Raw genomic sequence first — 26,802 nt, forward strand, 5'->3', positions numbered from 1 at the left:
TGTTACTCATTTATGTGGTAATAGATTTTATTTACGCCAAGACCAGAGCCTACATTGATCGTCCCAGAATAATCATCACCCACTTTTTCTCCTTTACCTATACCGATAATGTAGATATATGGGTCTTCACCAGATTCTGGTACGGGTATTACTATTTGTGGAGTATCAGGAACCCTCTCACCTAACTCATAGTAGGTGTTTGAGTATGTTCGAGTTCCTTTGTGCAGGTCGAATACATACAAACGCCCTTGTCCTGATGCAGTACAAACTAATTCAGAGACAGAGTTGATAGCTGGCACAAAGGAGGTAAAGTAAACTTTGCCATCAATGATCAAGGCTGCCGTTAAACTCTTCTCTCCAACTCCAGTAAAGTTATACATCCAGCCTATTTTTTTACCAAAACTAATATTATCTGATTCGGTTACTGGTGCAGCTGTTGTTACATCGTATAAGCTGGCAAGTGTTATCGCCGCTGGTGTATCAGTAGATGCAAAGCTCTTTGTCACCACATTTCGGTCTTGTAGGACAAAAAACATATCAGTTACGTCTTTGCTGGTTGGGCTTGGTCGCTTGCCACTACCGACAACAACGGCATCATAGGGAATATTTTGATAACTGGTCGAAACGGTGCCATTAGCAGTAACCTGAGCGATATTACTAAACACGGTTTGAGCAACAGCCACTTCAGCGAAGAAGCGTCTATCGTTTGTTCCCGTACCACCGAGGTTTGCAAATTTAAAAGCGGACCATTTAGTTTTATCGGTGCCAGCTAAGTCTAGTCGCCATACATTTCCGCCCACATCTGTGGCATAAATTCTATCTGTTTTACCATCATTATTACTATCTAAAATTGCGACAGAGTTGGGGAAACTATCAGAGAAACCAGATACCTCGGTTCCATTTGTCCCACTGTTACTAAACGAATGAATCAACGCTCCGCTCACTGCATTGACAATATATATCGCTTTACCTTGAGGATCTGACGGAATAACGTCTGTATCATAACGAGTGTCGTAACCACCGCCGATAATAAGTACTGGACCTTCGTGGCCTGGGATAGTTGTCACAACAGGATCAGACCAGCTCTGACCGAGTTCAGAAAAACCTGAAGTGCTGGATGTAATTGTCCACATTAAACTAGGTGAGTCAGGCTTACTCACATTCAAAGCATAGTAAGAACTTCCGCCCCTTCTCATTCCCATATAAACATAGGCTTTTTCTACTTTGCCCGTAGAATCAAGCTCAGTGTAGGCGACCGGAGATGCATCCATTCCATAAACAGTATGAGCTCCTGAGACGTTCTTCTGAAGTGTACCTACGTTTGAAAGCAGTGCTTTAGGCATAAATGCCCAAGACTCTGTAACCTCATTTGAGCCATTACTGTCATAGTCCTTAAACATATGCACTAACCCCTGATTCGTCCCTAACATAATCCGTACATCGGGACTATTTTTATCACCAAAGTTTAATGCTAGTGGTTTTGAGTGCAGCGGGTCACCCATAATATCTGCACGATAATCATTTTCTGAGCCGCCATTATCAAGATCGACATCATAGCCGTATAACCACTTTACCGTTTTAGGTACATCAACATCATCAATATTCATTAGCGGTGAAAGTGTCGAAGCGGCAACATCTTTTAACTGAGCAAACGGGCTAGCAGTGTTGGTGTAAATAGTCCGTAAGCTAACACCATTTGATGGTGTCATAGCCTTCAGCTTTTCCAAAACTCCGCCTTCAGTAACACTATTACCATCTGTTTTCCCTGAGCATGCACTCCAGAAAGTACAAGAGGTATCCTTAATATTACCTTGTTCGCCAATAGCAACGTCGCCATTTTTATCAACAAGCACCCCTTGAGAAGTCACTTTCAGCTTTTTTAAGTTGCCAGTCCAGCGTGGGCCTGTGCCAGGTAAAAACATCGCGTAATATGCAGAGTCGAACGTTTGTGTTCTATCAAAGTTATTACTGGCGATACTAGGCGAGGTAAAACTTGCATTGGTTTTCATAATCGTTAATAGCGCATCGCTGAGTGCTTTTTGCAACGACAAACCGCTGGTAGCAGCAAAATAGTCACCGCCGCCTCTTTTCGCTGTTTCAGCCAACAATGGGGCTGCGTCCTCAGCCCCTTTACTAAAGCCGATAGTAAAGGTTCTGACCGTTTGCATATGCTCAGTCTTGCTGCCATCAGCCAAGGTTTCTGGCGATATAACCAAATCATTATGATAAAGATAGCTGGCTAGGGCTGGGAGATAACTCCTGCTTGATAAGTTTTCAGAAAATGAACTGTAGTCTGGTGCAACTGTTTTGTCTTCAGCTTGCTCCTTAACACCACTTCGTCCTAATGCAATCACATCATCATTTGCATAACTATCTTGACTTGGTACACCATCGGTAATGTAGATAACGTAAGCAACATCAGGACAAACTTTAAAAGGTGATTCATAGTTGTCACCTGTCTCTATCGTTTTATCGCGAGGCGGTTTATTGCCATCATACCAATTGCTGTAGTCGTTATCTTTTTTGCCAAAATCAACTTTGTTTCCCGCAAAGTAATTGTAGGCTTCAAATAAAGTCTCGCACAATGGTGTATTGGTTTCAGCATTGGTGCCACTGATGGTATCCAGTAGATCTTTCTTTGCAGAAGGTGTCATGGTTTGTATGCCGGAGACTATACGCCCACCATCTCTATAACCCTCAGATGGATAGTTCATGTTAAAAAGTGCCAACCCAAAATCGACAGATGAAGTGGTGTTAATAACATTTTCTATCGCATCTTTAGCAATGTCTAATCTGGATTGTGGAGTGGTAGGAAGCACCCCAGCAACAGCCGCAGCGTGCCATCTAAGGTAATTGGCGGTGTATAAGGTAACAACTTCACCTTTACCCAGTTGTGTCGCACTTGAGTCTTTATTTGAGGTATAAGGAACGGGTATTTTACCATTTTTAACACCGTCAATTGGATAACCAGTTGGATGGCTATTTCCATCTTTATTTAATCCGTTAGCGGTGTCACTTTCAATAATATCTTCATAACAATCAATGGTGTCATAATTAGCGCCACTATTATCTCTAAGATCTCCCCAAGTCCCAGTCTGCCCTTTAACTAGATACTCGCCAACAAAGCCAGTGAAACGCCCATACTCTTTTAATAAAGGTTTACTTTGATTACAGCCATTGATCTCTTCTATAAAGCGACGAGAATCCGAAGGGCTCAACGGTATATCAATACCCGCATTATCAATGCCGACCCCTTTAGTAAAATAGACCATGTCATCTTGATAGGAGTGAGCAGAACTTATCGCCTCATAAGTAGTTTCAGAGTCATAGGCGCCAGGCGCATCCTCTTCTATTGTTTTCATACTTCCTGAGTTATCAAAGATAATCAAAACCTTCGCTGTATTACCGTTACCAATAGAGTAATCGGTTACATAAAGCTCAGTATCATCGCCATAAGACGCCCCTGAGAAAGTAACCATCGCGAACAACGCCGAAAAAGCGGCACGTTTGAATATCATAATGAGCTCCCAGATATACTTAATTTGTAGTTTCGTTTCTCGCCATTATATTTTGGCGACACTACTTCTTATTAAATCTTTAACACTTCTTGCTCTACACCCGCAACTACGGTCAGATTGCCGATATCATTCTTGCCGAAACTGGCGCTACTTGATATTTCAATTCTGCGGCAACTGATTAAGTTAGCCGAGCTAGCATTACCACTGCGCTGACAGCTCACATCCTGAACGGTGCCGTTATCAGGTAACGGCAACATTGATTGAGATTCCCCCATCACATTGCTGGGAGTTTCGGCAACCATATTAGCGAAGTTAGTTCCTTTATTATCATCAATGACCTTATCTAGGGCGCCATTAGCAATAATGTTTGCCTCTATTCTTTCTGAACCTGCACCAGCCATTTTCATCGACATATTTGAGTTGCTCGCCAAAGCCACACCAATAACGGTCATAATAAGGAGTATTATCAGAGACAGAAAAAGCACCATTCCATTTTGTTTTTTCATCATCAGGCCTCACTAAATCAGTACAGGGTTTTCAAGAACAATCGTTGTCGATAACACTTTTCGTCTAAAGTGATCATTTAGCGGACCAATCGTTTTATCGCCTAATGTATAAGTCGTCTCGTTAGTGTAACTATTGTCAGCTTCCGTGGATCTAACAAGAAGATGGACTCTAAGTGCAACTAACCGTTGAAAAAGCTCGTTATCCCACATCAAAGAGGTCACATCTTTGGCGGCAAGATACCTATCAGCAGTGCTGTCGCCATTACTATCAAAGCCATACATCACTCGCATATTTTCGATGCCCTCAACAAGCTGTTCATCATTGCCCATCCCCGTTGAAGATAAGCTCTTTCTGCGCAAAATAGGAACACCATCGGCATCGTCACCAATATAGTAAATATGATGTTGGTACTCCCAAATACGGCTGTTATCTAGTGTTTCAGCGGTTGCCGCCTTAAAAAAAATAGCTTGATTAGCATTGGCTTCGATATAAAAGGCATCGGTGGTGCCGGCAGCGACTGATGGTCCCAATAAACGCTTCATTTGAATCACATCTGTTTTGTCATTTACATTTGACAAGCACGCTAAGCTATCGGAACCAACGCCGTTTTCATAACCCCATAACCGTCTAAAATGCGCCGCTATATCAATGGGGAATGTGGCATTATTCAGCCCAGCTCCAATGCAGTCTCCGCTGGTACCAATAACAGCTGTTGCATCAATGGTTGTGTTGGTCCCTATAATGAAATCAGTACCGGTAATATCGCCCATGAACCCCAATTGGCTTAAATCTCGCCCCATCAAAGTCAAGGCAATACGGCCATTTTCTTGTAACTGATTAAATTGGCTGGTCGTGGTGACATTTGTTGCTGACATAAGAAACATAGAAAATAGACCTGCCGTTAAAAACAGCCCGATCACCATGGCAACCATCAACTCAACTAACGACATCCCTTTACTATTCATCATCTTCACCGCCTTACAAAATCATTGTACTTAATGCAAATACTCTGCGTCTTTTCCCTAAGGTGGACCCACAATCGGTTTCCGCTATTGACGATGCGCTCATTTCACGGATCCCTCGCCATGCGATAACGACAGAAACAACCCCAGCATTTTCGGTAATACAGGCTATAGGGGAATCTAATCCACCCACATTCTGCCCTCCTACCTGCTCAGCAGCGCCGATTAAAGATTGATCCCATTGGTACTGATCCCAAAGGAGCGTCTCTGCAGTAGTACAAATATTGATTTGGCACGACTTAACGGCAGTCTTCGCCCCAGTATAAGTATCAGCATAACTTGATAGCTGACTCCTATTCAGTTTCATTCTATTAATAATATCGTTAGCAAGGTAAGTAGCTTGGGTTTGCTGAAAAGATTCAAAACTGCCACGTTTTGCCACTAAATGAAGGTTGAAAATACCAATTAGACCAACAACTAAAATAACTAAAGAGACCATCACTTCAATTAAAGAAAGACCCTTTTGTTGGTTTTTCATTACTGTCAATTCCTTTGCTTTAGTCATATTATTGACGTTAAATTTATGTTTTTAGTGTTTTAAATCTGTAACTTAGGAAGAGTAAATCAGCATACAGGTTAATGGTAGTTTAGTCGAATGTTAGCTTTGGTCTGGTTGTTAATTTAAACGTAAAGGTCATTGATGTGTCTGAATTATAAGCATAAAAAAAGAGGCCTAAGGCCTCTTTTTAATCAGTGCGATGTTCGCTTTAGCGTAACTCGGCGGGGACAGCAAATACGGTATCTTCCAACCGGCCTTCGACTTCGGTAATAACGCTTGGCGCCATATCCGCGATAGCATCAACAACTTGCTTAACTAACACTTCTGGTGCAGATGCTCCAGCGGTTACAGCAACACGTTGAACACCATTAAACCAATTGGGGTCCACATCATCTGCATTATCAACTAAATAGGAGTTAGTCCCTTTCTTTTGCGCCAATTCACGCAAACGATTTGAGTTAGAGCTGTTTTTAGAACCTACCACAATAAACAGCTCGACCTCTGCAGCAACATTACGTACAGCATCCTGACGATTTTGCGTTGCATAACAAATATCATCTTTGCGTGGGCCTTCTATCCCAGGGTACTTCTTCTGCAAAGAAGCTATCACATCCGCAGTATCATCCACTGATAATGTTGTTTGAGTCACAAAGCACAAGTTATCAGGATTTTTGACTTCAAGCTTAGCCACATCTGCTGGAGACTCAACTAAATGAACTCCGCCCTCTGGGTTATCATATTGACCCATAGTGCCTTCGACTTCTGGGTGACCAGCGTGACCAATAAGAATACATTCAATGCCTTTACGGCTCGCACGAGTCACCTGCAAATGAACCTTGGTAACCAGTGGGCACGTCGCATCAAACACCTTAAGACCACGAGTTTTGGCTTCAGCACGAACCGCTTGCGATACGCCATGAGCGCTAAAGATAACAATGCTGTTATCCGGCACTTGATCTAACTCTTCAACAAACACGGCACCACGATCTTTAAGGTTTTGCACCACATAACGGTTATGAACAACTTCATGTCGCACATAGATAGGTGGGGAAAAAAGCTCTAATGCCCGTTCAACAATACTAATTGCACGATCAACACCAGCGCAGAAACCGCGAGGATTTGCTAAAAGAATTTTCATAATTACAGTACCTGTACCACTTCAAGTTCAAATGTTAGCACTTGACCCGCCAATGGATGATTCAAGTCGACAGTGACAGAGTCACCAACAACATCTCGTACCATGCCAGGTATTTCGCTGCCACCTGGGCCGCCAAAACTCACAATAACACCCGCTTCAAGCTTCATATCAGCAGGGAAACGGCTCTTATCCATATGGTGTACGGCATCAGGGTTAGACACGCCGAAGGTATCAGCTGGCTGCAAAGTAAAGCTATGGCTATCACCCACTGATAAATTGCTAATTTCGGCTTCAAACGCTGGGCTTAAGCTTTCATCACCAATATTAAAGCGAGCAGGTTTTCCTGCCGCCTTGGTACTTTCAGCTGTCGATCCATCTTCAAGTACTATGTTCATGTGACACAAAATTGAATGCATATCTGACACTTAGATTACCCCTTTATATCAGCTGAGTTTTTGACATCTTTACCGGAAACAAAAGAATCCAAAATGATGAGTCCGGCACCGACGCAGATGGCAGAATCAGCAATATTAAATGCTGGGAAATGACTACTGTTCCAATAGAAATCTAAGAAATCGACCACAAAACCATGTTGCAACCGATCAATTAAATTACCTAGTGCTCCGCCGATCACTAATGTGTAAGCCAGATTTAAACGCCACATTTTGCTTGGTTGCTGACGCAACCAAACAGAAAGTAACACACTAAAACCAACCGCGACGAAAGTGAACAACCAACGTTGCCAACCCCCTGCATCACTTAGAAAACTAAATGCCGCGCCGTAATTACGCACATAGGTAAAGTTAAATATCGGTAATAACTTTACCGATTCATACAGCTCAAAGCTGGACAAAACCCACTGTTTAGACAGTTGGTCAGCAAGTAACACTAACACAACTATCCAATACCAACGTAGGCCACTGTCTTTCCAAGAAGTGGGCATTACAGATCCTTTATTATGCAAACTGGCGAGTTTCGCCTTCACCTTCGATATTGGTCACACAACGCGTACAAAGCGTTGGATGTTCAACGACTTGGCCAACATCTTCTCTATGATGCCAGCAACGCTCACACTTCTCAGCTTCAGACTTTTTCAGCCCTAGCTTCAGAGTCGCAAGCTCAGTGTCAATAGCATCCGCAGGTGCTTGAGAAAGTGCCACTACATCGGTCTTAGAGGTCAATAACACGAAGCGTAATTCATCACCCAAAGTGTTAAGTACGGTAGACAATGCTTCATCAGCGTATAGCGTAATTTCAGCTTCCAACGATCCACCAATCAACTTTTCACGACGAGCGCTTTCAATCACTTTATTCACTTCAGCGCGAACTGCTAGCAATTGGTCCCAGTATTCATCGTTCAGATCGGAATCAAGCGTCACAGACGTCAGGCCTTCATACCACATTTCTGTAAATACGAATTCACTACGTTCACCTGGAAGTAGTTTCCAAATCTCATCAGCAGTGAAGCTCAAGATAGGTGCCATCCAGCGCACCATAGCCTCAGAGATAAGGTACAGTGCGGATTGACAACTGCGACGAGCATTACTGTCATCTTTAGCCGTGTACTGTCTGTCTTTAATAATATCAAGGTAGAAGCTACCTAGCTCAACAGAGCAGAACTGCATCAGCTTTTGAGTCACTGAATGGAAGTTATATTCGTCGTAAGCTTCAATCAGTTCCTGTTGTAATGCAGCGGCACGGCGGACAACCCAACGATCTAAAGCAACCATGTCTTCAACGGCGACCATATCTTTTTCTGGATTAAAGCCATTGATGTTAGCCAATAGGAAACGAGCAGTGTTACGAATACGACGATAAGCATCAGCACTGCGCTTGAGGATTTCGTCAGAAACGGTCATTTCACCGCTATAATCGGTTGCAGCTATCCATAAACGAAGTATGTCAGCGCCTAGCTTGTTGGTGACATGCTGTGGAGCAATCACGTTACCAACCGATTTAGACATCTTACGACCTTTGCCATCAACAGCAAAACCATGAGTCAGCACTTGCTTATAAGGCGCTTTGCCATTCATCGCAGTAGAGATCATTAATGATGACATGAACCAACCACGATGCTGGTCGCTACCTTCTAAATAAAGGTCAACTTCATGGCCATTAAACTCTGGACGCGCTGCTACAACAGATGAGAATGTTGAGCCTGAGTCAAACCATACGTCTAACGTATCTGTCACTTTGCGGTATTGGTCAGCTTCATCACCTAGAAGCTCAGAAGCATCTAAATCCCACCAAGCTTGAATACCTTCTTGCTCGATACGGTTAGCCACTCTTTCCATTAGTGAGACGCTATCAGGATGAAGTTCATCTGTTTCGCGGTGTACGAATAAGGCAATTGGCACCCCCCAGGTACGTTGGCGTGAGATACACCAATCTGGACGGTTCTCGACCATCTTCTCTATGCGGCTTTGGCCCCAATCAGGGATCCACTGTGTTTTCTCGATTTCACCCAAGGCTTGTTGACGCAGCCCTTTTTGATCCATTGAGATAAACCACTGCGGAGTCGCGCGGAAGATAATCGGTGTTTTATGACGCCAGCAATGTGGGTAGCTATGATTAATCGCAATATGATTAAGCAATGCGCCTTTCTCTTCCAATAACGTGACGACGCTCTTGTTCGCTTTGAAGACGTGTTGTCCTGCAAAAATCTCGGTGTCGGCTTTATAAACACCATTGTCACCCACTGGGTTAGCAACTTCTAAACCATACTTTTGGCCAACAATGAAATCGTCTTGGCCATGGCCTGGTGCAGTATGAACAATACCCGTACCTGAATCGACAGTAACGTGATCCGCTAAGATAACTGGCACATCAAAAGCATAAAATGGGTGATTAAAGCGTAATAGCTCAAGTTCAGAACCGAGTACATTCGCCAGCACTTTATGCGACTCAGCACCAAATCGTTCAACACATGACTCAACTAAGTCTTCAGCTAATACCAGTGCTTGAGTTTGGCCGTCTTTTACCATCTCAACCAAAGAGTATTCGATATTGCCAGCAACAGCCAATGCGCGGTTAGCAGGCAGAGTCCAAGGCGTTGTCGTCCAGATAACCATAGAGATGTTATGTGGATATTCAGTAACACCAAACTTAGTGAGTAAAGCGCCCTTATCGACAACTGAAAAAGCCACATCGATTGCCGGAGACATCTTGTCTTCATATTCAACTTCAGCTTCAGCCAGAGCAGAACCACAATCAGTACACCAATGCACAGGCTTGACACCTTTGTGCAAGTGTCCGCTTTCAATCACTTTTGATAGTGAGCGTACAATGTTTGCTTCAGTGCCGAAATCCATAGTTAGGTAAGGGTTTTGCCAATCAGCAAATACACCTAAACGGATAAAATCATCACGTTGGCCATCAACTTGCTTAGCCGCATATTCACGGCATTTTTGACGAAACTCTGCCGCCGTAACTTTGTGGCCAGGCTTACCGACTTTTTGCTCTACTTTGAGCTCAATAGGTAGACCATGACAATCCCATCCAGGAATGTATGGCGCATCAAAACCAGACATGGTCTTTGACTTGATAATAATATCTTTAAGAATTTTATTAACTGAGTGACCAATATGAATATCACCGTTTGCATATGGAGGACCATCATGCAAAATAAACGGCTTGCTCTCTTTACGGCTCTCACGGATCTGTTGATACAGTCCTTTCTCGGTCCAGGATTTTAACATCTCTGGCTCACGATTAGCCAAGTTACCACGCATCGGAAACTCAGTTTCCGGCAAATTCAAAGTAGATTTATAGTCGCTCATTAACCCTTTACCATTTTGTTAGCTAAGCTATTAGCCTGCATCGCTGCCAAGCAGGGCTTTCGCTCTGTTGGCATCATTTTCAATTTGTTTTTTCAGCGCATCTAGTGATCCAAATGGCTGCTCGTCTCTAATCTTTGCCACCAACTCAACTTCAACGGCTTTACCATAAAGGTCACCTTCAAAATCAAATAGATGGACTTCTAACTGACATACTTGACCATTCACTGTTGGTCTAAAACCGACGTTTGCTACGCCTTCATATATATCGCTATTGTCCCAATAAAGCTTAACCGCAAAAACACCTCGAACAGGCGAGACTTTGCGCTTTAACGCGATATTAGCCGTGGGAAAACCTATGGTTCGCCCAATCTTTTGACCATGCGCAACCTTGCCACTAAGGATAAAGGGATGTCCAAGCAAACGTCTTGCTTGTTCCATATTACCGCTAGCGAGTAGCTGCCTTACCTCTGTAGAACTGACGCGCTTGTCACCTAAAATAAAGCTTTGCGTACTCACTACTGCAAAACCGTGTTTCTCACCGGCTTTACGTAGCATGTCAAAATCACCCTGACGCTGGCGACCAAAACAAAAGTCATCGCCAACCACTAAGTACTTAATACCGAGTGCTTTAACCAATAATTGTTCAATAAAATCTTCTGCGCTAAAATCAGCAAACTTCTTATTAAAGTTCACACATAACACCCGGTCAATCGCTAACTCATCGAGCAACATTAGCTTATCGCGTAATAAGCTCAAACGAGCAGGTGCATTTTCGCATCGAAAAAACTCTTGTGGTTGCGGTTCAAATGTCATTACGACTGCAGGTAAGCCCAGGTGTTGCGCTTTTTCTACAAGCCGATTAATCACTTCCGCATGGCCACGATGAACACCATCGAAGTTGCCTATTGTTAATACGCAACCATGATGCTTAGGCAAAATATTATAAATACCGCGGATTAATTCCATTATCCTACACGACACATGAGAGTAAATGGGCGGATTATATACCAGCTAGTCTTTATAATCAGCCCTCAAACTGCAGCTTTCATCTTCCAAGGGCGAATTCCGAAGCAAACTAGGCAAATAAAGTACGAGATTGCTGCAATTACAATCAATTTAGCAAGCTCTATTCCACGTTCTGACAACGAAAAATCTAACCAAGCAGCGATGGATGGCTGCAAATAGTAAATAACCGCTAACATAATCAGTGCCGCAACCAGCGTCTTAACGGAAAACATAATCGTCGAGGTACTCAGCCGATATACATTCGCTTTATGCAACCCTCTGTATAGCAGGCAAGCATTAAGTGCCGCTGACATAGAAGTCGCAATAGCAAGACCGACATAGCCGAACGGGATGGCGAAAATGAGGTTAAACACCATATTACTTACCATGGCGATAATACCGTAACGCACTGGCGTTTTAGTATCTTGGCGAGAGTAATAACCCGGTGCCAAAATTTTAATCAACATAAAGCTCAGTAGACCACTACCGTATGCCATCAAACTGTATGATGCCATTTCAACATCATCATAGGTAAACGCACCGCGCATAAACAGCACCATCAGCATGGGTTTAGCAAGCATAATCAAGCCACACATGGCCGGTAAACCTAATAAGATAATCGCTTTAACGCCCCAATCCATTGTCTGTGAAAACCCTTCGCTCTCAGCGTTAACATGACGTTTAGATAATGCAGGCAAAATAACCGTCGCTATTGCGATACCAAACAGCCCTAATGGGAATTCAAGTAATCTATCAGAGTAATACAACCAACTGATTGAACCCGTCATTAAGAAACTAGCGATAAATGTATCGAATAACAGATTGATTTGTGACACCGACACCCCGAAAAGTGCTGGGATCATTAAAGTTCGAATCTTAGTCACCCCTGGGTGACGCCATCCCCAGCTTGGTTTAACAATCGCTTTTTCTCTGATAAGAAAAGGGATTTGAAACAAAAATTGAATCAAGCCACCAAAAAACACTCCCCATGCTAATCCTATTTCAGGCTGTTCAACATTGGGAACCAAAAACAGAGCTGCGGCAATAATGGCGATATTGAGGAACACCGGGGTGAAAGCAGAAACCGCAAAACGCCCGCGAGTATTTAGAATAGATCCCGCCAATGCGGTAAAAGTGATAAACCATAAATAGGGAAAGGTTATCTTCAACATTAACGCGGCTAGTTCAAATTTTTCTCCGCCTGGAGCATCATTCAACCAAGCAAGAAACCAACCACCACCGAACAATGCTGCCAACACGGGTGACGCTATGACGCCTACCAAGGTTACAACGCTAACTAACACACCGAGCGTACCAGCGACCTTACCCAGTAGGTCTCTTATCTCTTCATCGCTGTTTTTTTCTTGATATTCGGTTAAAACGGGGACGAATGCCTGTGCAAAAGCACCTTCAGCAAACAGACGCCTTAAAAAATTAGGAATTTTATTAGCAAAGAAAAAAACATCGGCGCTACTGCCTGCGCCCATAATATTAGCGATAACAACGTCTCTCACTAACCCTAAAACACGTGAAATTAGTGTCATAGCACTGACTATCATGCCTGACCTAAATAGCTTTCTACTCAAAACGCCCCCTGCCCCATGTGTATAGAGCTAAAAAAATTGGGCGATACCACGCACTAATTAGCGCTCCCCCTATTGTCTCGTAGCAATACCTGCTAGAATTGCGCACTATATTACACGAGTTAGGTTGAAGAAAGCCAAGCTGGTTAGATTATTTTGAGTTAATCAAACTGATTTGACTATTGTCATTGACAAAATGACATAAATAGGGCATATTCCTCGACCTCAAAAATACCAAACACAGTTTTAGGAGTTGCACCTTGGCTAATAGCAAGTCTGCAAAGAAGCGCGCACTTCAGTCTGAGAAGCGTCGCCAGCACAACGCAAGCCGTGGCTCAATGCTACGTACTTACGTAAAAAAAGTAATTGCTGCAATTAATGCAGGCGACCACGAAGCAGCTACTGCCGCTTTCGTAACAGCACAACCACTTGTTGACCGTATGGCGACTAAAGGTCTTATTCACAAGAATAAGGCTGCTCGTTATAAGTCACGCTTAAACACTAAAATTAAAGCACTTGCTGCTTAAGTTTTAGTTTTAAAGCAAAAGTAAAAACCGGCTTCGGCCGGTTTTTTTATGTCTAAAATTTGAGTTTAATGCCGGAGCCATGCTTCTAATACCAATTGCATTAAGTATTTGACCCATTCAGAGCACCTCATACTTTTCAATTCAAGGCGCATTGGTGAAAAGGGTTGATCCCTTTTAAGCCACTGCAAAGCGGAAGTGGGAAATCTGAGTCGCTTAACGAGTGCGGACAACGTTTAAAGCAAATGGCAAAGCCCTTTAAGCTTCGTTGTGAGCTTTAGATATACGACTAAATGGTCTGTTTTGTCCCATACAAAATATGCCATTGCCTTCCTTCATGGAGGTCAAGTGCAGGAGGTACGAGCCCAAGAATGGACGAAGGTAGAATAATGCAGGAGCAATTATCGAGAGTCATGCATGGAGCAATTATCGAGAGTCATGCATGGAGCAATTACCGAGGAATGCCAGAGCCGAGAATCACTATTAGCTTCAATCCCCATCTCGCTTACAGGGCTTTGAATTCACGCTGAATGGTCAAACTTTTAATGCAACGGGTATAATGGCTGGATTCACAATTTTTAGATAAAAAAATAGAGAGGCATGCCTCTCCATTTGTAACAACGATTGAAACTGTAGCGGCGAAAATGAGATTAGCACTTGCTTGTAGCCTAGTGCTATTACGCTACCGTTTGTAAGCTATCGCTATAAATATTATTAAGTAGCTTAATGATCTCTGCAACTTCTTCACTCTTTAACGAGTAATATACCGTTTGAGCTTCTTTACGCGTTTCAACCAAATTATCTTTACGTAACCACGCAAGGTGCTGCGAAAGAGCAGATTGGCTTAATCCCAATTTCTTGTTCATTTCGCCAACGCACATTTCCCCTTCGTTAAGAAGATAGCACAAGATAAATAGGCGGCGCTCATTCGCCATTGCCTTCAATAACACAACGGCATGGTCTGCTCGTTGCTGTATTAGTTCCATATTCATTACGAACTATTTCTCCTAAAACAAACCGACCGCCTAATATAGCGCTGCCCTGCAGATATAGTCGGGACATAAAGCACACTTTTTGCTAGATTGTTTTCAAAAATGGGACATGTGTAATAAAAACAAAGGAAACTCATGAAAAGCATCTATCTAAGACTCACGGCTGGGGTCTTTTTGGCCAGTTTAATTGGTTGTCAAAATAACAAAATAAATAGCCCTGACGAACACATTGTAATGCAACTTCAGCAACGAGCACTGAGCTCAGATCTTGCTTACGATTTGGTTGAATCACTGACCGTCGAAGTCGGACCGCGACTCGCCGGTAGCGAAAAAGACCTCATTGCGGTGCAGTGGGCTGAATCTAAACTTAAGACGCTTGGCTTTGATAAAGTCTATAAAGAACCAGTACAAGTACCGGTGTGGCACCGTGGCGAAGCAAAAGCATCGATTGTAGCGCCTTTCCCTCAGCCATTAGTCATCACCGCTTTGGGCGGTAGTATATCAACTCCAAAAAATGGCATTGAAGCCAATATCATCCGCTTTGATAGTTTAGCCGCACTGCAAGCCGCCTCAACTAACGATGTCGCAGGTAAGATTGTATTTATCGACCAGATCACCGAGCGCCATATTACTGGTAAGGGTTATGGTAAAAGTGTCGGCGGACGCTCAAAAGGCGCGATTGCAGCAGCAGAGAAAGGCGCTTTAGCCATTATGATCCGCTCTATTGGAACGGATCACGACCGCATGGCACATACTGGCATGATGAAATATAAAGATGGCGTTGCCAAAATTCCGGCTGCAGCAATGTCGAACCCTGATGCCGATCTTATTAATGCAATGCTTAAGCGTGATGCAAATATCACAATCAACCTGATGTTGACGGCACAAAACCAAGGTTTTGCCACTTCATACAATGTCATTGCTGAAGTCACCGGTTCTAGCAAGCCCGACGAGATAGTACTTATTGGCGCTCACTTAGATTCTTGGGACGAAGGTACTGGCGCGATTGATGATGGTGCTGGTGTGGCTATTGTCACGGCCGCGGGCAAGCTAATTCAAGACTTACCAACAAAACCTGCTCGGACCATTAGAGTCGTTTTATATGCAGCTGAAGAACTCGGTTTAGTTGGCGGCAAAGCTTATGCCAAAGCCCATAAGGCCGAGTTAGATAAGCACTACATTGCCGCCGAGTCAGACTTTGGTGCTGGTAGGATCTATCAGATCGATTATAGAGCCAGTGAAACCGCTTATACCGAGTTATTAGCCCTTACGACACCTATGACTAATAATGGTGTTGCCTTAGGCAATAACAGAGCATCAGGAGGCCCTGATGTCTCGATGTTACCTTCACAAGGGGTGCCAGTAGCCTCATTAAGGCAAGATGGGAGCGATTACTTCGACTATCATCACACTCCAAACGATACTTTAGACAAAATTGAGCCCGCTGCGCTTCAGCAAAATGTTGCCGCATATGCGCAGTTCGCGTACTTAATGGCGCAGTCAAAAATTACTTTACGCCCCATTACTGTCAAATAATCGCGATTAACCCGATAAAAAAGCAGCCATTAGGCTGCTTTTTTATCGGCTATATACTACCGCCAACTACTGCTCTTCTCGCAAGAATACCGGGGCACTTACTGTTGAATCTGCTTCACTGTAACAATAGCCAGCGCTATCAAATTTTATCAGTGCATCTAACGTATCGACTTTGTTATCTAATAGGTAACGCACCATCATACCTCTGGCTTTCTTAGCAAAAAAGCTAATAACCTTGTATTGGCCATTCTTTTTATCTTTAAAAACAGGAGTTATAAGCGTTGCAGTTAACTGTTTATGCTTAACGGCTTTAAAGTACTCATTTGACGCTAAGTTAATAATGAACTCATCATTTTGGGCGTCTGTCGTCTGGTTGAGCTCATCGGTGATGATATCTCCCCAAAACTGATACAAGTTAGTGCCTCTACTGTTACCCAAACGAGTTCCCATCTCTAATCGATAGGCTTGCATCAAATCGAGTGGTTTCAACAGGCCATAAAGACCCGATAGGATCCGCAACTGTTGCTGCGCTTTTTGAAGACTCGCCTCAGATAATGTATCGGCATCAAGCCCGGTATAAACATCACCACGAAAAGCAAATATGGCTTGCTTAGCATTCTCCGGGGTAAAATTAGGCTGCCAACTACCAAATCGAGCAACATTTAAGCCTGCTATTTTATCGCTAACCTTCATTAACGATGCAATATCGCTCGGGGTTAATTCACGGCAGACATCAATCAGCAATTCACTTTGCCTCAACAACGTCGGCATTGAATAACGTTCAGTACCCGCTGGGTTTTCGAAATCTAACGTTTTTGCAGGTGAAACCAAGATTAACATTATGATGTCCTATACAGAGATATTCTTAAACTGAGACAATCATACTGATCAAAAACAAAAAAACCACGCTTATAAAGCGTGGTTTTTTAGATTGTGTTAATTCAATTTACCGCACCGAGCGGTTAATCCTATATTAAGATTTGTTTGCAATAGGCTCATCATTAGTCCATTCACCCGTTTCAATCCCCTTTATTTCTGGGAATTGACTAGCATCAAACGTTGGAGAAACACCTGCTTTTATTTGACGTTCGTAATCTTTCACTACCGCAAAGGCAACCTTAGAAAGCAACACTATCGCAGAAATATTTACCAGCGCCATTAACCCCATTGATACATCGGCAAAGTTCCACACCAGTTGCAAAGAGGCCACTGAACCTGTCATCACCATCGCCAATACTAGGACACGGAAAACATACAGCACCTTTTTACTTTTAGTCAGGAACATAATGTTGTTTTCGGCATAGCTATAGTTAGCAATAATTGACGAGAAACAAAACAGTATAATTGCGAATGCAATGAAGTAAGCAGACCAACCACCAAGCTCGTTACTTAGTGCCAATTGCAATAGACCAATCCCCTTGTGCTCACCAGGATTGTCTAACACACCTGACAACAAAATAATCGCCGCAGAAGCAGTACAGATGACGATGGTATCGACAAATACACCGATCATTTGCACAAAACCCTGTGATGCTGGGTGATTAGGGTTTGGTGTAGCTGATGCAGCAATATTTGCCGCGCTTCCCATACCCGCTTCGTTAGAGAACAAGCCACGTGCAACACCGGCCATCATCGCGCCCATCGCGCCACCAGCAGCTTCCTCCCAACCAAAGGCACTTTTAACAATCAGTGTTAGCGCTGCTGGAACCTGCTCGATATTCAATACCAATACCGCAATTGCTACTGCTAAATAAGCAACAGCCATTACCGGCACAATCAATTCAGATGCGCGAGCGACTTTTTTCAAGCCACCGCAAATAATATATGCAGATGCCATCACAATCACTAAACCAACAATGGTTTTATCCAAACCGAATGCGTTGTTCAGCGCGTCGGTCATGGTATTAGCTTGTGCGGCATTGAAGGCAAAACCGAAAGCGATAATAAGTAGAATAGAAAACAAGGTTCCCATCCATCTCTTACCTAGGCCTTTCTCCATATAATACGCAGGTCCACCACGATACTGACCTTCATCGTCTTTTACTTTATAAACTTGTGCTAATGTTGACTCAATAAATGCAGTCGCCATACCGAGCAGCGCAATCAGCCACATCCAAAAAATCGCACCCGCACCACCAACAGTTATCGCAACGGCGACTCCCGCCATGTTACCGGTGCCTACTCTTGCAGCCATCGATGTACAAAAAACCTGAAAAGAGGAGATACCATTCACTTTTTCACGGCCTTTAATCACTAATTTGACACCGTGGCCAAATAATCTGAACTGAATAAAACCTAGACGAAAAGTAAATAGCACACCCGCTGCCACTAATACATAAATTAGTAAGCTTCCCCACAGTAGGCCATTGACAGCATTGACGGCAGATTCAACTGCATTAATTAACGGTTCAAACATAATTATTCTTTATCCCCATGACAAACATAATCAAGCGCTTTCACTCTGGATTAGGTTTGGCTTGTATTTTTCCTTCCTAAAGTATTTAAATGACAACAGATTTTCTTTTCGAATTATCCTATACGTGATTAAATTACCACCACGCCTGCCGCATTCCGCGCTGCAAAATAGCATAGCATTGGTTCAACCCTGAGTGATACAGGTCACATTTCATCATTTAGCTGACAACCGAATCACACAAAACGCCAAGCATACTCAATATAATTAACTAAATTAACATGGCAATCACATCTAACTTTACTACATTAATTAGTGCAAAAAACTTTCTATAAATACGATACAGGGCACATTTTTGTAATAAAGTTACAAATATAGTATGTCATATAGAATTTGTTTAACTTTATGATTACCAAACGGGGTTGTTTATGTCACATCAACAAGAGATCGTTTCCTTAAAGAAATTTGTTAGAGCAACAAACTTTCTAGCGACATCACAAATTTACCTAAAGCAAAACGTACTACATAAACGTGCTTTAGCGCACACAGACATAAAACCAAGATTACTTGGTCACTGGGGAACTTGCCCTGGTATTAACTTTGTCTATGCTAACGTTAATAGATTAATTGCTAAGCACAATCGTTCATTCGTTTACCTTGTTGGTCCAGGTCATGGTTTTCCTGCAGTACAAGCTAACCTGTTTATGGAAGGTTCGTTAAGCCACTTCTATCCTGAAACTATTCCTTATAATGAGGAAGGTATCACGGACATTTGTCAAAAGTTCTCTGCGGCATATGGTTATCCTTCTCACGCAAACCCAGAAGCTCCGGGACAAATTCTTGAAGGTGGCGAACTTGGCTATTCTCTGTCCGTCGCTTGGGGCGCAGTGCTTGATAATCCAGATTTGATTGCAGCTTGCCTCATTGGTGATGGTGAATCAGAAACAGGTCCTCTTGCTGCATCTTGGTATGCAAACCGTCTCGTATCACCAAAGAACAATGGTGCTGTTTTACCTATTGTTCATATTAATGGCTATAAAATTTCTGGCCCTACCCGTATGGGAAGAATGGACCATGAAGAACTAGACCTTGAGTTCCGTGGTCTTGGTTACCACCCGATTATTGTTGATGATCAGCTTGAAGAAGACGTTTACGAGCAGATGCTAGCAGCGATGGACTTGTCATATAAAATGATTAATGACATTCAAACTCGCGCAAGATCTGGCGAAGATGTTGTTAAGCCTCGCTGGCCTGTCATTTTAATGCGTACCGCTAAAGGCTGGACTGGTACTGCTGAATATGGCGGTAAAAAATTAGAAGGTAACTGTGAATCTCACCAAGTTATCGTCAACAAGTGTGCTACAGATAAGGGCCACCTTGACGCGCTTAACACTTGGTTAGGCAGCTATAAGTTCGATGAGCTATACAGCATCAACGAAAAAGGCGAACTGATTTTTGACAAAGATATTCTGTCATTAATGCCACCAAAAGCGTTAGCTTGTGGTCGTCAACACTTAAGCTACGGTGGTGAAGTGGTTCGCGCTTTAACCAATCCAGATCTTGAAAAACTCGCTTATGGCGCTGAAACACCACGTGGTCAACGCGGGCTGTCAATGTTCAAGATGGGTGAATGGATGCGTGATGCATTTAAACTCAACCGTGACCAACGTAACCTGCGTATTTTCTGTCCTGATGAGACCTATTCAAACCAACTGCAAGCAGTGTTTGAAGAAACTGATCGTGCATGGCAGTGGCCTATCGAAAGCTGGGACGAAGATATGTCTCGCGACGGTCGTGTCATTGAGTTGCTATCTGAAAACTTACTCTTCGGCATGCTCCACGGTTATACGGTAACGGGTCGTCACGCCATGTTCCCAACCTATGAAGCGTTCTCGCAAGTTATTTCATCAATGGCTGACCAATATTGTAAGTACGTTTATGCAAGCCAAGGTGTACATTTCCGTAAACCAGTGCCGGCATGTAACGTAGTATTGTCTTCGCTGCTAGAGCGTCAAGATCATAATGGCTACTCGCATCAGAACCCATCTTTCTTGGGCGCAATGTTAGAGAAGCATCCTAAGATCATCTCTGCTTACTTACCAGCTGACGGTAACAGTACTTTGGTTTACACCGAACGTGCTTATGCCGATCGTGACAAGCTCAACATCATCGTTGCTGGTAAGAAAGATCTACCACAATGGTTAACACTAGATGAAGCTCGCAGTCAGGCTAAAGACGGTGTCATGGTGTGGGACTTTGCTTCAGACGAGAACCCAGATGTGGTGCTTGTTGGTTGTGGTGATTACGTTACTCAAGAAGCAATGGCTTCACTGGTACTGATCCGCGAACTATTACCTCGTGTACGCATCCGTTTCGTCAGCGTTACCGAGCTAACCAGCAGCGGTTTGGGTAGCTTAAAATTCCAAAGCAAGCCATGGTTAATGGACGAAGTGTTCACTGCTGATAAAGGTGTTGTCTTTAACTACCACGGATACCCGAATACCATTAAGAAACTTGTATTCGATTACAAAGGTAGTGACCGCTTTAGAATTAAAGGCTATGAAGAGGAAGGTTCAACGACGACTCCATTTGATATGGGTGTTCGTAATGGTACATCGCGTTACCACCTCGTTATCGACATGGCGTACAAACTGTTCCAGCAAAGCGTTATTGACGAAAGCCAACATATCGCTATAACCACAGATATGCTGCAACGTCTGGTTGACCACAGAAACTATATCAAGGCTAACGGTGTAGACCCTATAAGCATTGAAAACTGGGTGTGGACACGATAAGACCTTAATCAGGTTAGTGTATTTAGACTAAATAAAAGGGTGCTTTCCAACGAAAGCACCCTTTTTTCTTTTAACTTAAGTATTTATATTAACAATAAAGTGGAAAATGTCACATTTGCGGTTGATAATAGTGATAGCTAGCTATAAAACCAAAGGATCTCCGTAATAAGTGCTAGCACTGCTTAAGTAATGAGTAGACGGAGAGTTTTATAATTAAAACATAAGGATTTCCGAATGATGAACAAAACTTTACAAGCAGTTCTACTCACCTCAATGCTACCTTTTGCCGCTAACGCCGCAGACGCCGCAGACGGCATGAGCCCATGGTATGTCGGTGGCGGTGTCGGTATTAACAACTACGAGCCTAATTGCGATCAAAAAACCATGAAAACCTGTGGTAAAGATGATCCGTATGCCTGGGATGTTTTTGCAGGTTTTCTTTTTAATGATTACTTCGGTGTCGAGTTGGGTTACCGCGATCTCGGCCGTGCTGAATGGGTCGACTATTCAGACAAACTCAATGATGTTGGTGCTAAAGGAATGAATTTAGGTCTCGTAGCATTCTGGCCTTTCGCCAATCGCTGGAGTTTATCAGCGGAAGCAGGTGCCCTAAACTACCTTATGTCTAACAATAAGAACTACGGTAGCGAGTATTATAGTGACAGCGGCGTCGCCCCATACGTTGGCGCGGGTATTGGTTATAACATTACTGATAATTTAAAAGTCCAAGCTAAATATCGTCGTTATGAAAACCTTGACGAAGATAAGTGGAAAACACTGGAGATGGAAAGTAACTACTGGGGACTTGAACTCAGTTATCGCTTTGGTAGCAAAACAAAACCTATCGCTCCTGTAGCTGCCGTTATCATTGCCGACTCAGATAATGACGGTGTAAATGACGATATGGATCAGTGCCCCGATACACCATCGACTCATAAGGTTGATGCTAACGGATGTACAATCTACCAAGAAGCTGAAGACAAATTCGAAATTGAAGCTAAATTCGATAATAATTCAGCGACCGTAAAAGAAGCATCTTACGGGGATATTAAAGATTTAGCCGAGTATATGAGTAAGCATCCAAATGCCGAGGTTACCATTGCAGGTCATGCCTCGAATATGGGGAAGGCTGACTACAATATGGACTTGTCTGAACGCCGCGCCATTGCCGTCGCTGATGTGTTGATCAACGAGTATGGTGTTGCCCCCGGTAAAGTGTCATCTAAAGGTTATGGCATTACTCGACCTTTAATTGAAGGCAGCTCTGTAGAAGCCAATCAAGCTAACCGCCGTATTGACGCGCATGTTACAGGTACCGAAAAGGTTCCTGTATTGAAATAAGTCGATATCATTATGTAGCTATTTACGTCAGTTATTGAGTAAATTGCCAAATTTTGCTCACAACGGTTACTGTTGTGAGCATTTTTTTGTTCAAATACCAGCGACCGTCACTATAGCCGCCTACTAATGTTTAAGGCGATGACTTAATATTTATGCCAATTACTCACGTCTAAAGCTAATGTTTAATAAAACAGCAAGAATTAGACGCTAGAATTAGTAGCTATATTACCAAAAAATGCGCATTTACTGATTTTTTACAACTTTTCTGTAATTTTTTTTCATATTTAGTTGGAATGATCATAAAAATGGCTTTTAATACCTGCTAATTAACCATCAAACTTATGCTGCTCATTGAGAAGGATGTAATTCACATGGCCAACACTTTAGAACAACTTAAACCCATCACAACCATAGTTGCGGATACTGGTGATATTGAAGCCATAAAACGTTACCAGCCAGAAGACGCCACTACAAACCCATCTTTAATCCTAAAAGCATCGCAAATTCCTGAATATAGTAGCCTAATTGAAAATGCTATTGCTTGGGCAAAAAGCCAAAGCAATGATGTTGCGCAACAGATTGAAGATGCCGGTGACAAGCTAGCCGTCAATATCGGTCTAGAGATCCTAAAAATTGTTCCGGGCCGTATTTCAACAGAAGTTGACGCTCGTCTCTCTTTTGACAAAACTGCCTCAATCGCAAAAGCCCATAAACTCATCAAACTTTATCAAGAAGCAGGTATTGATAAATCACGTATTTTGATTAAGTTAGCTTCTACATGGGAAGGTATTTGCGCAGCGAAAGAACTCGAACAAGAAGGCATCAACTGTAATCTAACGCTACTTTTTTGCTTTGCTCAAGCGCGTGCATGTGCTGAAGCGGGTGTTTATCTCATTTCGCCCTTTGTTGGCCGCATTCTAGATTGGTACAAAAAAGATACTGGTCTTGAGTATTCAGCAAGTGAAGATCCGGGTGTTGTTTCTGTCACTAACATTTACAACTACTACAAACGTCATGGTTTTAATACCGTCGTTATGGGTGCAAGCTTCCGTAACACTGGTGAAATCATTGAACTAGCAGGCTGTGATAGATTAACCATTGGCCCTGCATTATTAGAAGAGTTATCTAATAGCAATACACCGATTGTTCAAAAACTACTTCCAGCAACAGAAATGGTTGCAGCAGAGCCAGCAATGTCTGAAGCACAATTCCGCTGGGCGTTTAATGAAGAACCTATGGCTGTAGAGAAGCTAGCTGAAGGGATCCGTAACTTTGCAATTGACCAAGGTAAACTCGAAGTCATGCTAAAAGCAGAACTAACGTCTTAATGAAGTAGGACTACTAAAATGACCGAACTGACTCAGCTTGCTAGTTGGCAAGCGCTAGCAAAACACAGTACAACAGTGCCGCATATGCGAGAGCTGTTCCAGCAACAACCACAGCGATTTGACGATATGTCGACCAAGGCATGTGGACTGCTTTTAGATTACTCTAAAAATAGAGCTTCAACAGAAACTCTGTCACTGCTGTTTGCATTGGCAAAAGAATCTAAGCTTGAAGAAAAAATCAAAGCAATGTTTGCTGGCAACATCATTAATAATACCGAGCAACGAGCGGTGCTTCATACCGCATTGCGAGCGCCAAAAGATAAGGTTATTCATGTTGACGGTGTCAATATTGTGGCTGAAGTTCAGCAAACCTTAGACAAAATGGAACGCTTTGTTCGCTCGGTAACGACTGGTGAATGGAAAGGCTACACCGGCAAGACTATTACTGATGTTGTGAGTATTGGAATTGGTGGGTCATTTTTAGGTCCTAAGATAATCTCTCAAGCCCTGCGTCCTTATTGGACAGGTCAGTTAAATTGTCATTTTGTTGCAAATGTTGATGGCACCTCAATTACTGAAAAGCTTAAGGGACTAGATCCTCAGACAACGCTGTTTGTTATGTCATCTAAGTCTTTTAGCACTCAAGAGACGTTGACCAACACCCTTAGTGCAAAAGAATGGTTTTTGACCCAAGGAGCAACGCAAGCGGATGTTGCTAAACACTTTGTTGCTGTTAGCTCTAATGTTGCTAAAGCCACTGAGTTTGGTATCGATGCAAGTAATATCTTCCCGATGTGGGATTGGGTTGGCGGACGTTACTCACTTTGGTCGGCGATTGGATTACCTATCGCGCTATTAGTCGGAATGGACCACTTCCGTGAGTTATTAGCCGGTGCACATGAAATGGACAATCATTTTATGCAAACACCGTTAGAGAACAATATGCCCGTCATTATGGGGCTATTCTCCTTATGGTACGGCAACTTCTTTAATGCTCAATCTCATGTTGTGCTCACCTATGATCACTATTTGCGAGGGTTACCCGCTTACTTCCAGCAGCTTGATATGGAGAGTAACGGTAAGTCAGTCACGCTCAACGGTACTGACGTGGACTACAGCACTGGACCTGTAATTTGGGGCGGTGAAGGGACTAATGGACAACATGCTTACCACCAGCTTTTACATCAAGGTACCGCACTTATCCCTGCCGATTTCATTATGCCACTTAACAGTCATAATCCACTCGGTGAGCATCATGTGCAACTTGCCTCTAACTGTTTTGGGCAAACCCAAGCATTAATGCAAGGTAGAACCTTTGATGAAGCATTAGCTGAACTTAGCAGTAGTTCACTATCAGACAGTGACAAGCAACTTATTGCTCAGCATAAAGTGATGCCAGGTAATAAGCCAAGCAATACCTTGTTAATGGATAAGCTAACACCTTCGACATTAGGCGCCCTTATTGCGTTATATGAGCACAGAACCTTTGTTCAGGGTGCGATATGGCAGATTAACTCTTTTGATCAATGGGGAGTTGAACTAGGTAAGCAATTGGGGAACGATGTTCTCGACAGGCTAACCGCCAATACCGACGCCACCGATTTAGATACATCGAGCAATGCGTTAATTAATATATTCAAACAGCACAAAATATAAGCAAACAGTACACGATTACCATTCCTTTATAAAAGCCAGTTTCGACTGGCTTTTTTAGTTTTCACAGCTAGCTACACCAAAAAACATGATTTTGATTCATGTTTATCAGCCATATATCATTTCAATCAACATTAAAACTTCACCTCCAGTTAACATAAATGAAACATTTATGTTGCACTATGCTTGAAAAATATGCTATTTATTTGAAGACAAAATAAACTATAGGAGGTTGCCATGAATAGACTTGATTATGGTAGTGCGCTAGATAGTATCGTTGAGAAGCCTACAAGCCGCTCAAAAAGCTCCAATAAAAAGCGTAAGTGGCGCGAAATTGAAGCGCTAAAAGAAAAATATCGTTTGCTTAAAGAGCTGCAAGATATGGACAACGGCTTTGACGGTGAATTAGACAGCCTCCTAATGTAAACAAGTAAACTAAAAAGAGCGCATATAGCGCTCTTTTTGATCCTAGCAACATCGTTAATCGGCTATTTCAATATACTCTTTTAGTTCCTCAAACAGCACATTGTCACTTTCACTAAATAACGGATCATCAATCAGCCTTGCATCACACATCTTCACCACCGTTTTCCAGTCCTCCTCAGTAATCACATCAGACCATTTTGGAAATACCGTCGACTCCTCAAACTCCATATGCGACAGCTGCAGTTCAACGTAACCTTCTAAGTCGCTGACGAGCTGCTCTTTAGACACCACCACATCACTCAGAATTAAATTGAGTGTCGCCATTAAAGATGCCGACGAATCAACCAACTTTCTATGCTCTGCAGTTAATGTTTCATTAATATGGGCTCTGCCTAACTTGTTCCAATAAAACTCTGAGATCACCTCCTCTAATGGGTGATGGCTGTGCTCAGCATAGCTTTGCATATATTCAACAATATCGCGGACTAAGTTATAGTTAATCCCCTCACCTGCCGCTAGCTTAATGTGTTTTGTCTTTAAAATCTTAAGCAAAATACCAATATGCTTGTGATCGTGCATCAGTCTGGCTAGCATAGTTTTCTCCACCCAAATTCGCCCCACTAGATACAATATTAGTAAACAGTACGAATAACGGCCAACTATAACAAAAAGAGAATGTGTATCATCGTGACAGAGATCAACAAAATCAGACTAATTTACAACCACTTATTTACCCAATATAG

Annotated in this window: 21 protein-coding genes; 7 read left to right on the top strand and 14 right to left on the bottom strand. The window is 42.7% G+C overall.

Features of this window, described 5'->3' with window-relative positions; translation table 11 throughout:
* Positions 1–2: 2 nt before the first annotated feature.
* The 10 genes from CXF83_RS17660 to murJ all read right to left on the bottom strand — a co-directional run bounded on the left by CXF83_RS17660 (position 3) and on the right by murJ (position 13,054).
* A complete protein-coding gene (locus CXF83_RS17660; protein ID WP_101090432.1) occupies positions 3–3,518 on the bottom strand; it encodes a pilus assembly protein in 3,516 nt (1,171 codons plus the stop codon).
* Between the two features lie 71 nt (positions 3,519–3,589).
* On the bottom strand, positions 3,590–4,024 hold the full coding sequence (locus CXF83_RS17665; RefSeq protein WP_101090543.1) for a PilX N-terminal domain-containing pilus assembly protein: 435 nt from the start codon (positions 4,022–4,024) through the stop codon (positions 3,590–3,592).
* A gap of 12 nt (positions 4,025–4,036) precedes the next feature.
* Positions 4,037–4,993, bottom strand: coding sequence for a PilW family protein (locus CXF83_RS17670; protein ID WP_101090433.1), 957 nt, complete (start codon positions 4,991–4,993; stop codon positions 4,037–4,039).
* 10 nt (positions 4,994–5,003) lie between these two features.
* Positions 5,004–5,525: a type IV pilus modification protein PilV gene (gene pilV / locus CXF83_RS17675; protein WP_101090434.1), complete on the bottom strand. Its 522-nt coding sequence runs from the start codon at positions 5,523–5,525 to the stop codon at positions 5,004–5,006.
* A 229-nt stretch (positions 5,526–5,754) separates the two neighbouring features.
* Entirely contained in the window at positions 5,755–6,684 is a 930-nt protein-coding gene (ispH, locus tag CXF83_RS17680) for a 4-hydroxy-3-methylbut-2-enyl diphosphate reductase (RefSeq protein WP_101090435.1), read from the bottom strand.
* Between the two features lie 2 nt (positions 6,685–6,686).
* Positions 6,687–7,100, bottom strand: coding sequence for an FKBP-type peptidyl-prolyl cis-trans isomerase (fkpB, locus tag CXF83_RS17685; RefSeq protein ID WP_374702369.1), 414 nt, complete (start codon positions 7,098–7,100; stop codon positions 6,687–6,689).
* A 14-nt stretch (positions 7,101–7,114) separates the two neighbouring features.
* Positions 7,115–7,627: a signal peptidase II gene (gene lspA / locus CXF83_RS17690; protein WP_101090437.1), complete on the bottom strand. Its 513-nt coding sequence runs from the start codon at positions 7,625–7,627 to the stop codon at positions 7,115–7,117.
* Positions 7,628–7,640: 13 nt separating this feature from the next.
* The gene (gene ileS / locus CXF83_RS17695; protein WP_101090438.1) at positions 7,641–10,463 is read right to left on the bottom strand and encodes an isoleucine--tRNA ligase; all 2,823 of its coding nucleotides are present in this window, start codon (positions 10,461–10,463) and stop codon (positions 7,641–7,643) included.
* A gap of 30 nt (positions 10,464–10,493) precedes the next feature.
* Positions 10,494–11,429 (bottom strand): bifunctional riboflavin kinase/FAD synthetase, encoded by a 936-nt coding sequence (gene ribF, locus CXF83_RS17700; RefSeq protein WP_101090439.1) that lies wholly within the window; start codon positions 11,427–11,429, stop codon positions 10,494–10,496.
* Positions 11,430–11,494: 65 nt separating this feature from the next.
* Entirely contained in the window at positions 11,495–13,054 is a 1,560-nt protein-coding gene (gene murJ / locus CXF83_RS17705) for a murein biosynthesis integral membrane protein MurJ (RefSeq protein ID WP_101090440.1), read from the bottom strand.
* Between the two features lie 257 nt (positions 13,055–13,311).
* Between murJ and rpsT the strand changes: the two genes are divergently transcribed.
* A complete protein-coding gene (gene rpsT / locus CXF83_RS17710) occupies positions 13,312–13,578 on the top strand; it encodes a 30S ribosomal protein S20 (protein ID WP_101090441.1) in 267 nt (88 codons plus the stop codon).
* 674 nt (positions 13,579–14,252) lie between these two features.
* On the opposite strand, the gene CXF83_RS17715 is transcribed toward rpsT, so the two are convergent.
* Positions 14,253–14,567, bottom strand: coding sequence for an ArsR/SmtB family transcription factor (locus tag CXF83_RS17715; RefSeq protein ID WP_101090442.1), 315 nt, complete (start codon positions 14,565–14,567; stop codon positions 14,253–14,255).
* 135 nt (positions 14,568–14,702) lie between these two features.
* On the opposite strand from CXF83_RS17715, the gene CXF83_RS17720 reads away from it, so the two are divergent.
* Positions 14,703–16,103 carry a M28 family metallopeptidase gene (locus tag CXF83_RS17720; RefSeq protein WP_101090443.1) on the top strand — a complete coding sequence of 467 codons (1,401 nt, stop codon included), beginning with the start codon at positions 14,703–14,705 and terminating at the stop codon, positions 16,101–16,103.
* A gap of 66 nt (positions 16,104–16,169) precedes the next feature.
* Here the strand turns inward: CXF83_RS17720 and yaaA are convergent, their stop codons facing one another.
* Together yaaA and CXF83_RS17730 are read right to left on the bottom strand one after the other, a co-directional pair.
* The gene (yaaA, locus tag CXF83_RS17725; protein WP_101090444.1) at positions 16,170–16,943 is read right to left on the bottom strand and encodes a peroxide stress protein YaaA; all 774 of its coding nucleotides are present in this window, start codon (positions 16,941–16,943) and stop codon (positions 16,170–16,172) included.
* A 133-nt stretch (positions 16,944–17,076) separates the two neighbouring features.
* Entirely contained in the window at positions 17,077–18,519 is a 1,443-nt protein-coding gene (locus CXF83_RS17730; protein ID WP_101090445.1) for an alanine/glycine:cation symporter family protein, read from the bottom strand.
* A 425-nt stretch (positions 18,520–18,944) separates the two neighbouring features.
* Between CXF83_RS17730 and CXF83_RS17735 the strand changes: the two genes are divergently transcribed.
* From CXF83_RS17735 to CXF83_RS17755, 5 genes are all read left to right on the top strand, one after another.
* A complete protein-coding gene (locus tag CXF83_RS17735) occupies positions 18,945–21,311 on the top strand; it encodes a phosphoketolase family protein (protein WP_101090446.1) in 2,367 nt (788 codons plus the stop codon).
* A 234-nt stretch (positions 21,312–21,545) separates the two neighbouring features.
* The gene (locus CXF83_RS17740; RefSeq protein WP_101090447.1) at positions 21,546–22,652 is read left to right on the top strand and encodes an OmpA family protein; all 1,107 of its coding nucleotides are present in this window, start codon (positions 21,546–21,548) and stop codon (positions 22,650–22,652) included.
* A 371-nt stretch (positions 22,653–23,023) separates the two neighbouring features.
* Positions 23,024–23,980 (top strand): transaldolase, encoded by a 957-nt coding sequence (gene tal / locus CXF83_RS17745; RefSeq protein WP_101090448.1) that lies wholly within the window; start codon positions 23,024–23,026, stop codon positions 23,978–23,980.
* A gap of 18 nt (positions 23,981–23,998) precedes the next feature.
* Positions 23,999–25,636: a glucose-6-phosphate isomerase gene (gene pgi / locus CXF83_RS17750; protein WP_101090449.1), complete on the top strand. Its 1,638-nt coding sequence runs from the start codon at positions 23,999–24,001 to the stop codon at positions 25,634–25,636.
* A 234-nt stretch (positions 25,637–25,870) separates the two neighbouring features.
* On the top strand, positions 25,871–26,059 hold the full coding sequence (locus tag CXF83_RS17755) for a DUF3545 family protein (RefSeq protein WP_101090450.1): 189 nt from the start codon (positions 25,871–25,873) through the stop codon (positions 26,057–26,059).
* A 54-nt stretch (positions 26,060–26,113) separates the two neighbouring features.
* Here the strand turns inward: CXF83_RS17755 and CXF83_RS17760 are convergent, their stop codons facing one another.
* On the bottom strand, positions 26,114–26,653 hold the full coding sequence (locus CXF83_RS17760) for a hemerythrin domain-containing protein (RefSeq protein WP_180960998.1): 540 nt from the start codon (positions 26,651–26,653) through the stop codon (positions 26,114–26,116).
* Between the last annotated feature and the right edge of the window lie 149 nt (positions 26,654–26,802).

It is taken from the genome of Shewanella sp. Choline-02u-19 (assembly GCF_002836205.1).
Classification (GTDB): domain Bacteria; phylum Pseudomonadota; class Gammaproteobacteria; order Enterobacterales; family Shewanellaceae; genus Shewanella.

Coding starts and splice junctions, on each gene's coding strand:
- CXF83_RS17715 (WP_101090442.1), bottom strand. CDS start 14,567: ATGAATATGGAACTAATACAGCAACGAGCAGACCATGCCGTTGTGTTA.
- CXF83_RS17670 (WP_101090433.1), bottom strand. CDS start 4,993: ATGATGAATAGTAAAGGGATGTCGTTAGTTGAGTTGATGGTTGCCATG.
- CXF83_RS17760 (WP_180960998.1), bottom strand. CDS start 26,653: ATGCTAGCCAGACTGATGCACGATCACAAGCATATTGGTATTTTGCTT.
- CXF83_RS17720 (WP_101090443.1), top strand. CDS start 14,703: ATGAAAAGCATCTATCTAAGACTCACGGCTGGGGTCTTTTTGGCCAGT.
- fkpB (WP_374702369.1), bottom strand. CDS start 7,100: ATGCATTCAATTTTGTGTCACATGAACATAGTACTTGAAGATGGATCG.
- CXF83_RS17740 (WP_101090447.1), top strand. CDS start 21,546: ATGATGAACAAAACTTTACAAGCAGTTCTACTCACCTCAATGCTACCT.
- ribF (WP_101090439.1), bottom strand. CDS start 11,429: ATGGAATTAATCCGCGGTATTTATAATATTTTGCCTAAGCATCATGGT.
- CXF83_RS17660 (WP_101090432.1), bottom strand. CDS start 3,518: ATGATATTCAAACGTGCCGCTTTTTCGGCGTTGTTCGCGATGGTTACT.
- ispH (WP_101090435.1), bottom strand. CDS start 6,684: ATGAAAATTCTTTTAGCAAATCCTCGCGGTTTCTGCGCTGGTGTTGAT.
- pgi (WP_101090449.1), top strand. CDS start 23,999: ATGACCGAACTGACTCAGCTTGCTAGTTGGCAAGCGCTAGCAAAACAC.
- CXF83_RS17735 (WP_101090446.1), top strand. CDS start 18,945: ATGTCACATCAACAAGAGATCGTTTCCTTAAAGAAATTTGTTAGAGCA.
- tal (WP_101090448.1), top strand. CDS start 23,024: ATGGCCAACACTTTAGAACAACTTAAACCCATCACAACCATAGTTGCG.
- CXF83_RS17755 (WP_101090450.1), top strand. CDS start 25,871: ATGAATAGACTTGATTATGGTAGTGCGCTAGATAGTATCGTTGAGAAG.
- lspA (WP_101090437.1), bottom strand. CDS start 7,627: ATGCCCACTTCTTGGAAAGACAGTGGCCTACGTTGGTATTGGATAGTT.
- ileS (WP_101090438.1), bottom strand. CDS start 10,463: ATGAGCGACTATAAATCTACTTTGAATTTGCCGGAAACTGAGTTTCCG.
- pilV (WP_101090434.1), bottom strand. CDS start 5,525: ATGAAAAACCAACAAAAGGGTCTTTCTTTAATTGAAGTGATGGTCTCT.
- CXF83_RS17730 (WP_101090445.1), bottom strand. CDS start 18,519: ATGTTTGAACCGTTAATTAATGCAGTTGAATCTGCCGTCAATGCTGTC.
- yaaA (WP_101090444.1), bottom strand. CDS start 16,943: ATGTTAATCTTGGTTTCACCTGCAAAAACGTTAGATTTCGAAAACCCA.
- CXF83_RS17665 (WP_101090543.1), bottom strand. CDS start 4,024: ATGAAAAAACAAAATGGAATGGTGCTTTTTCTGTCTCTGATAATACTC.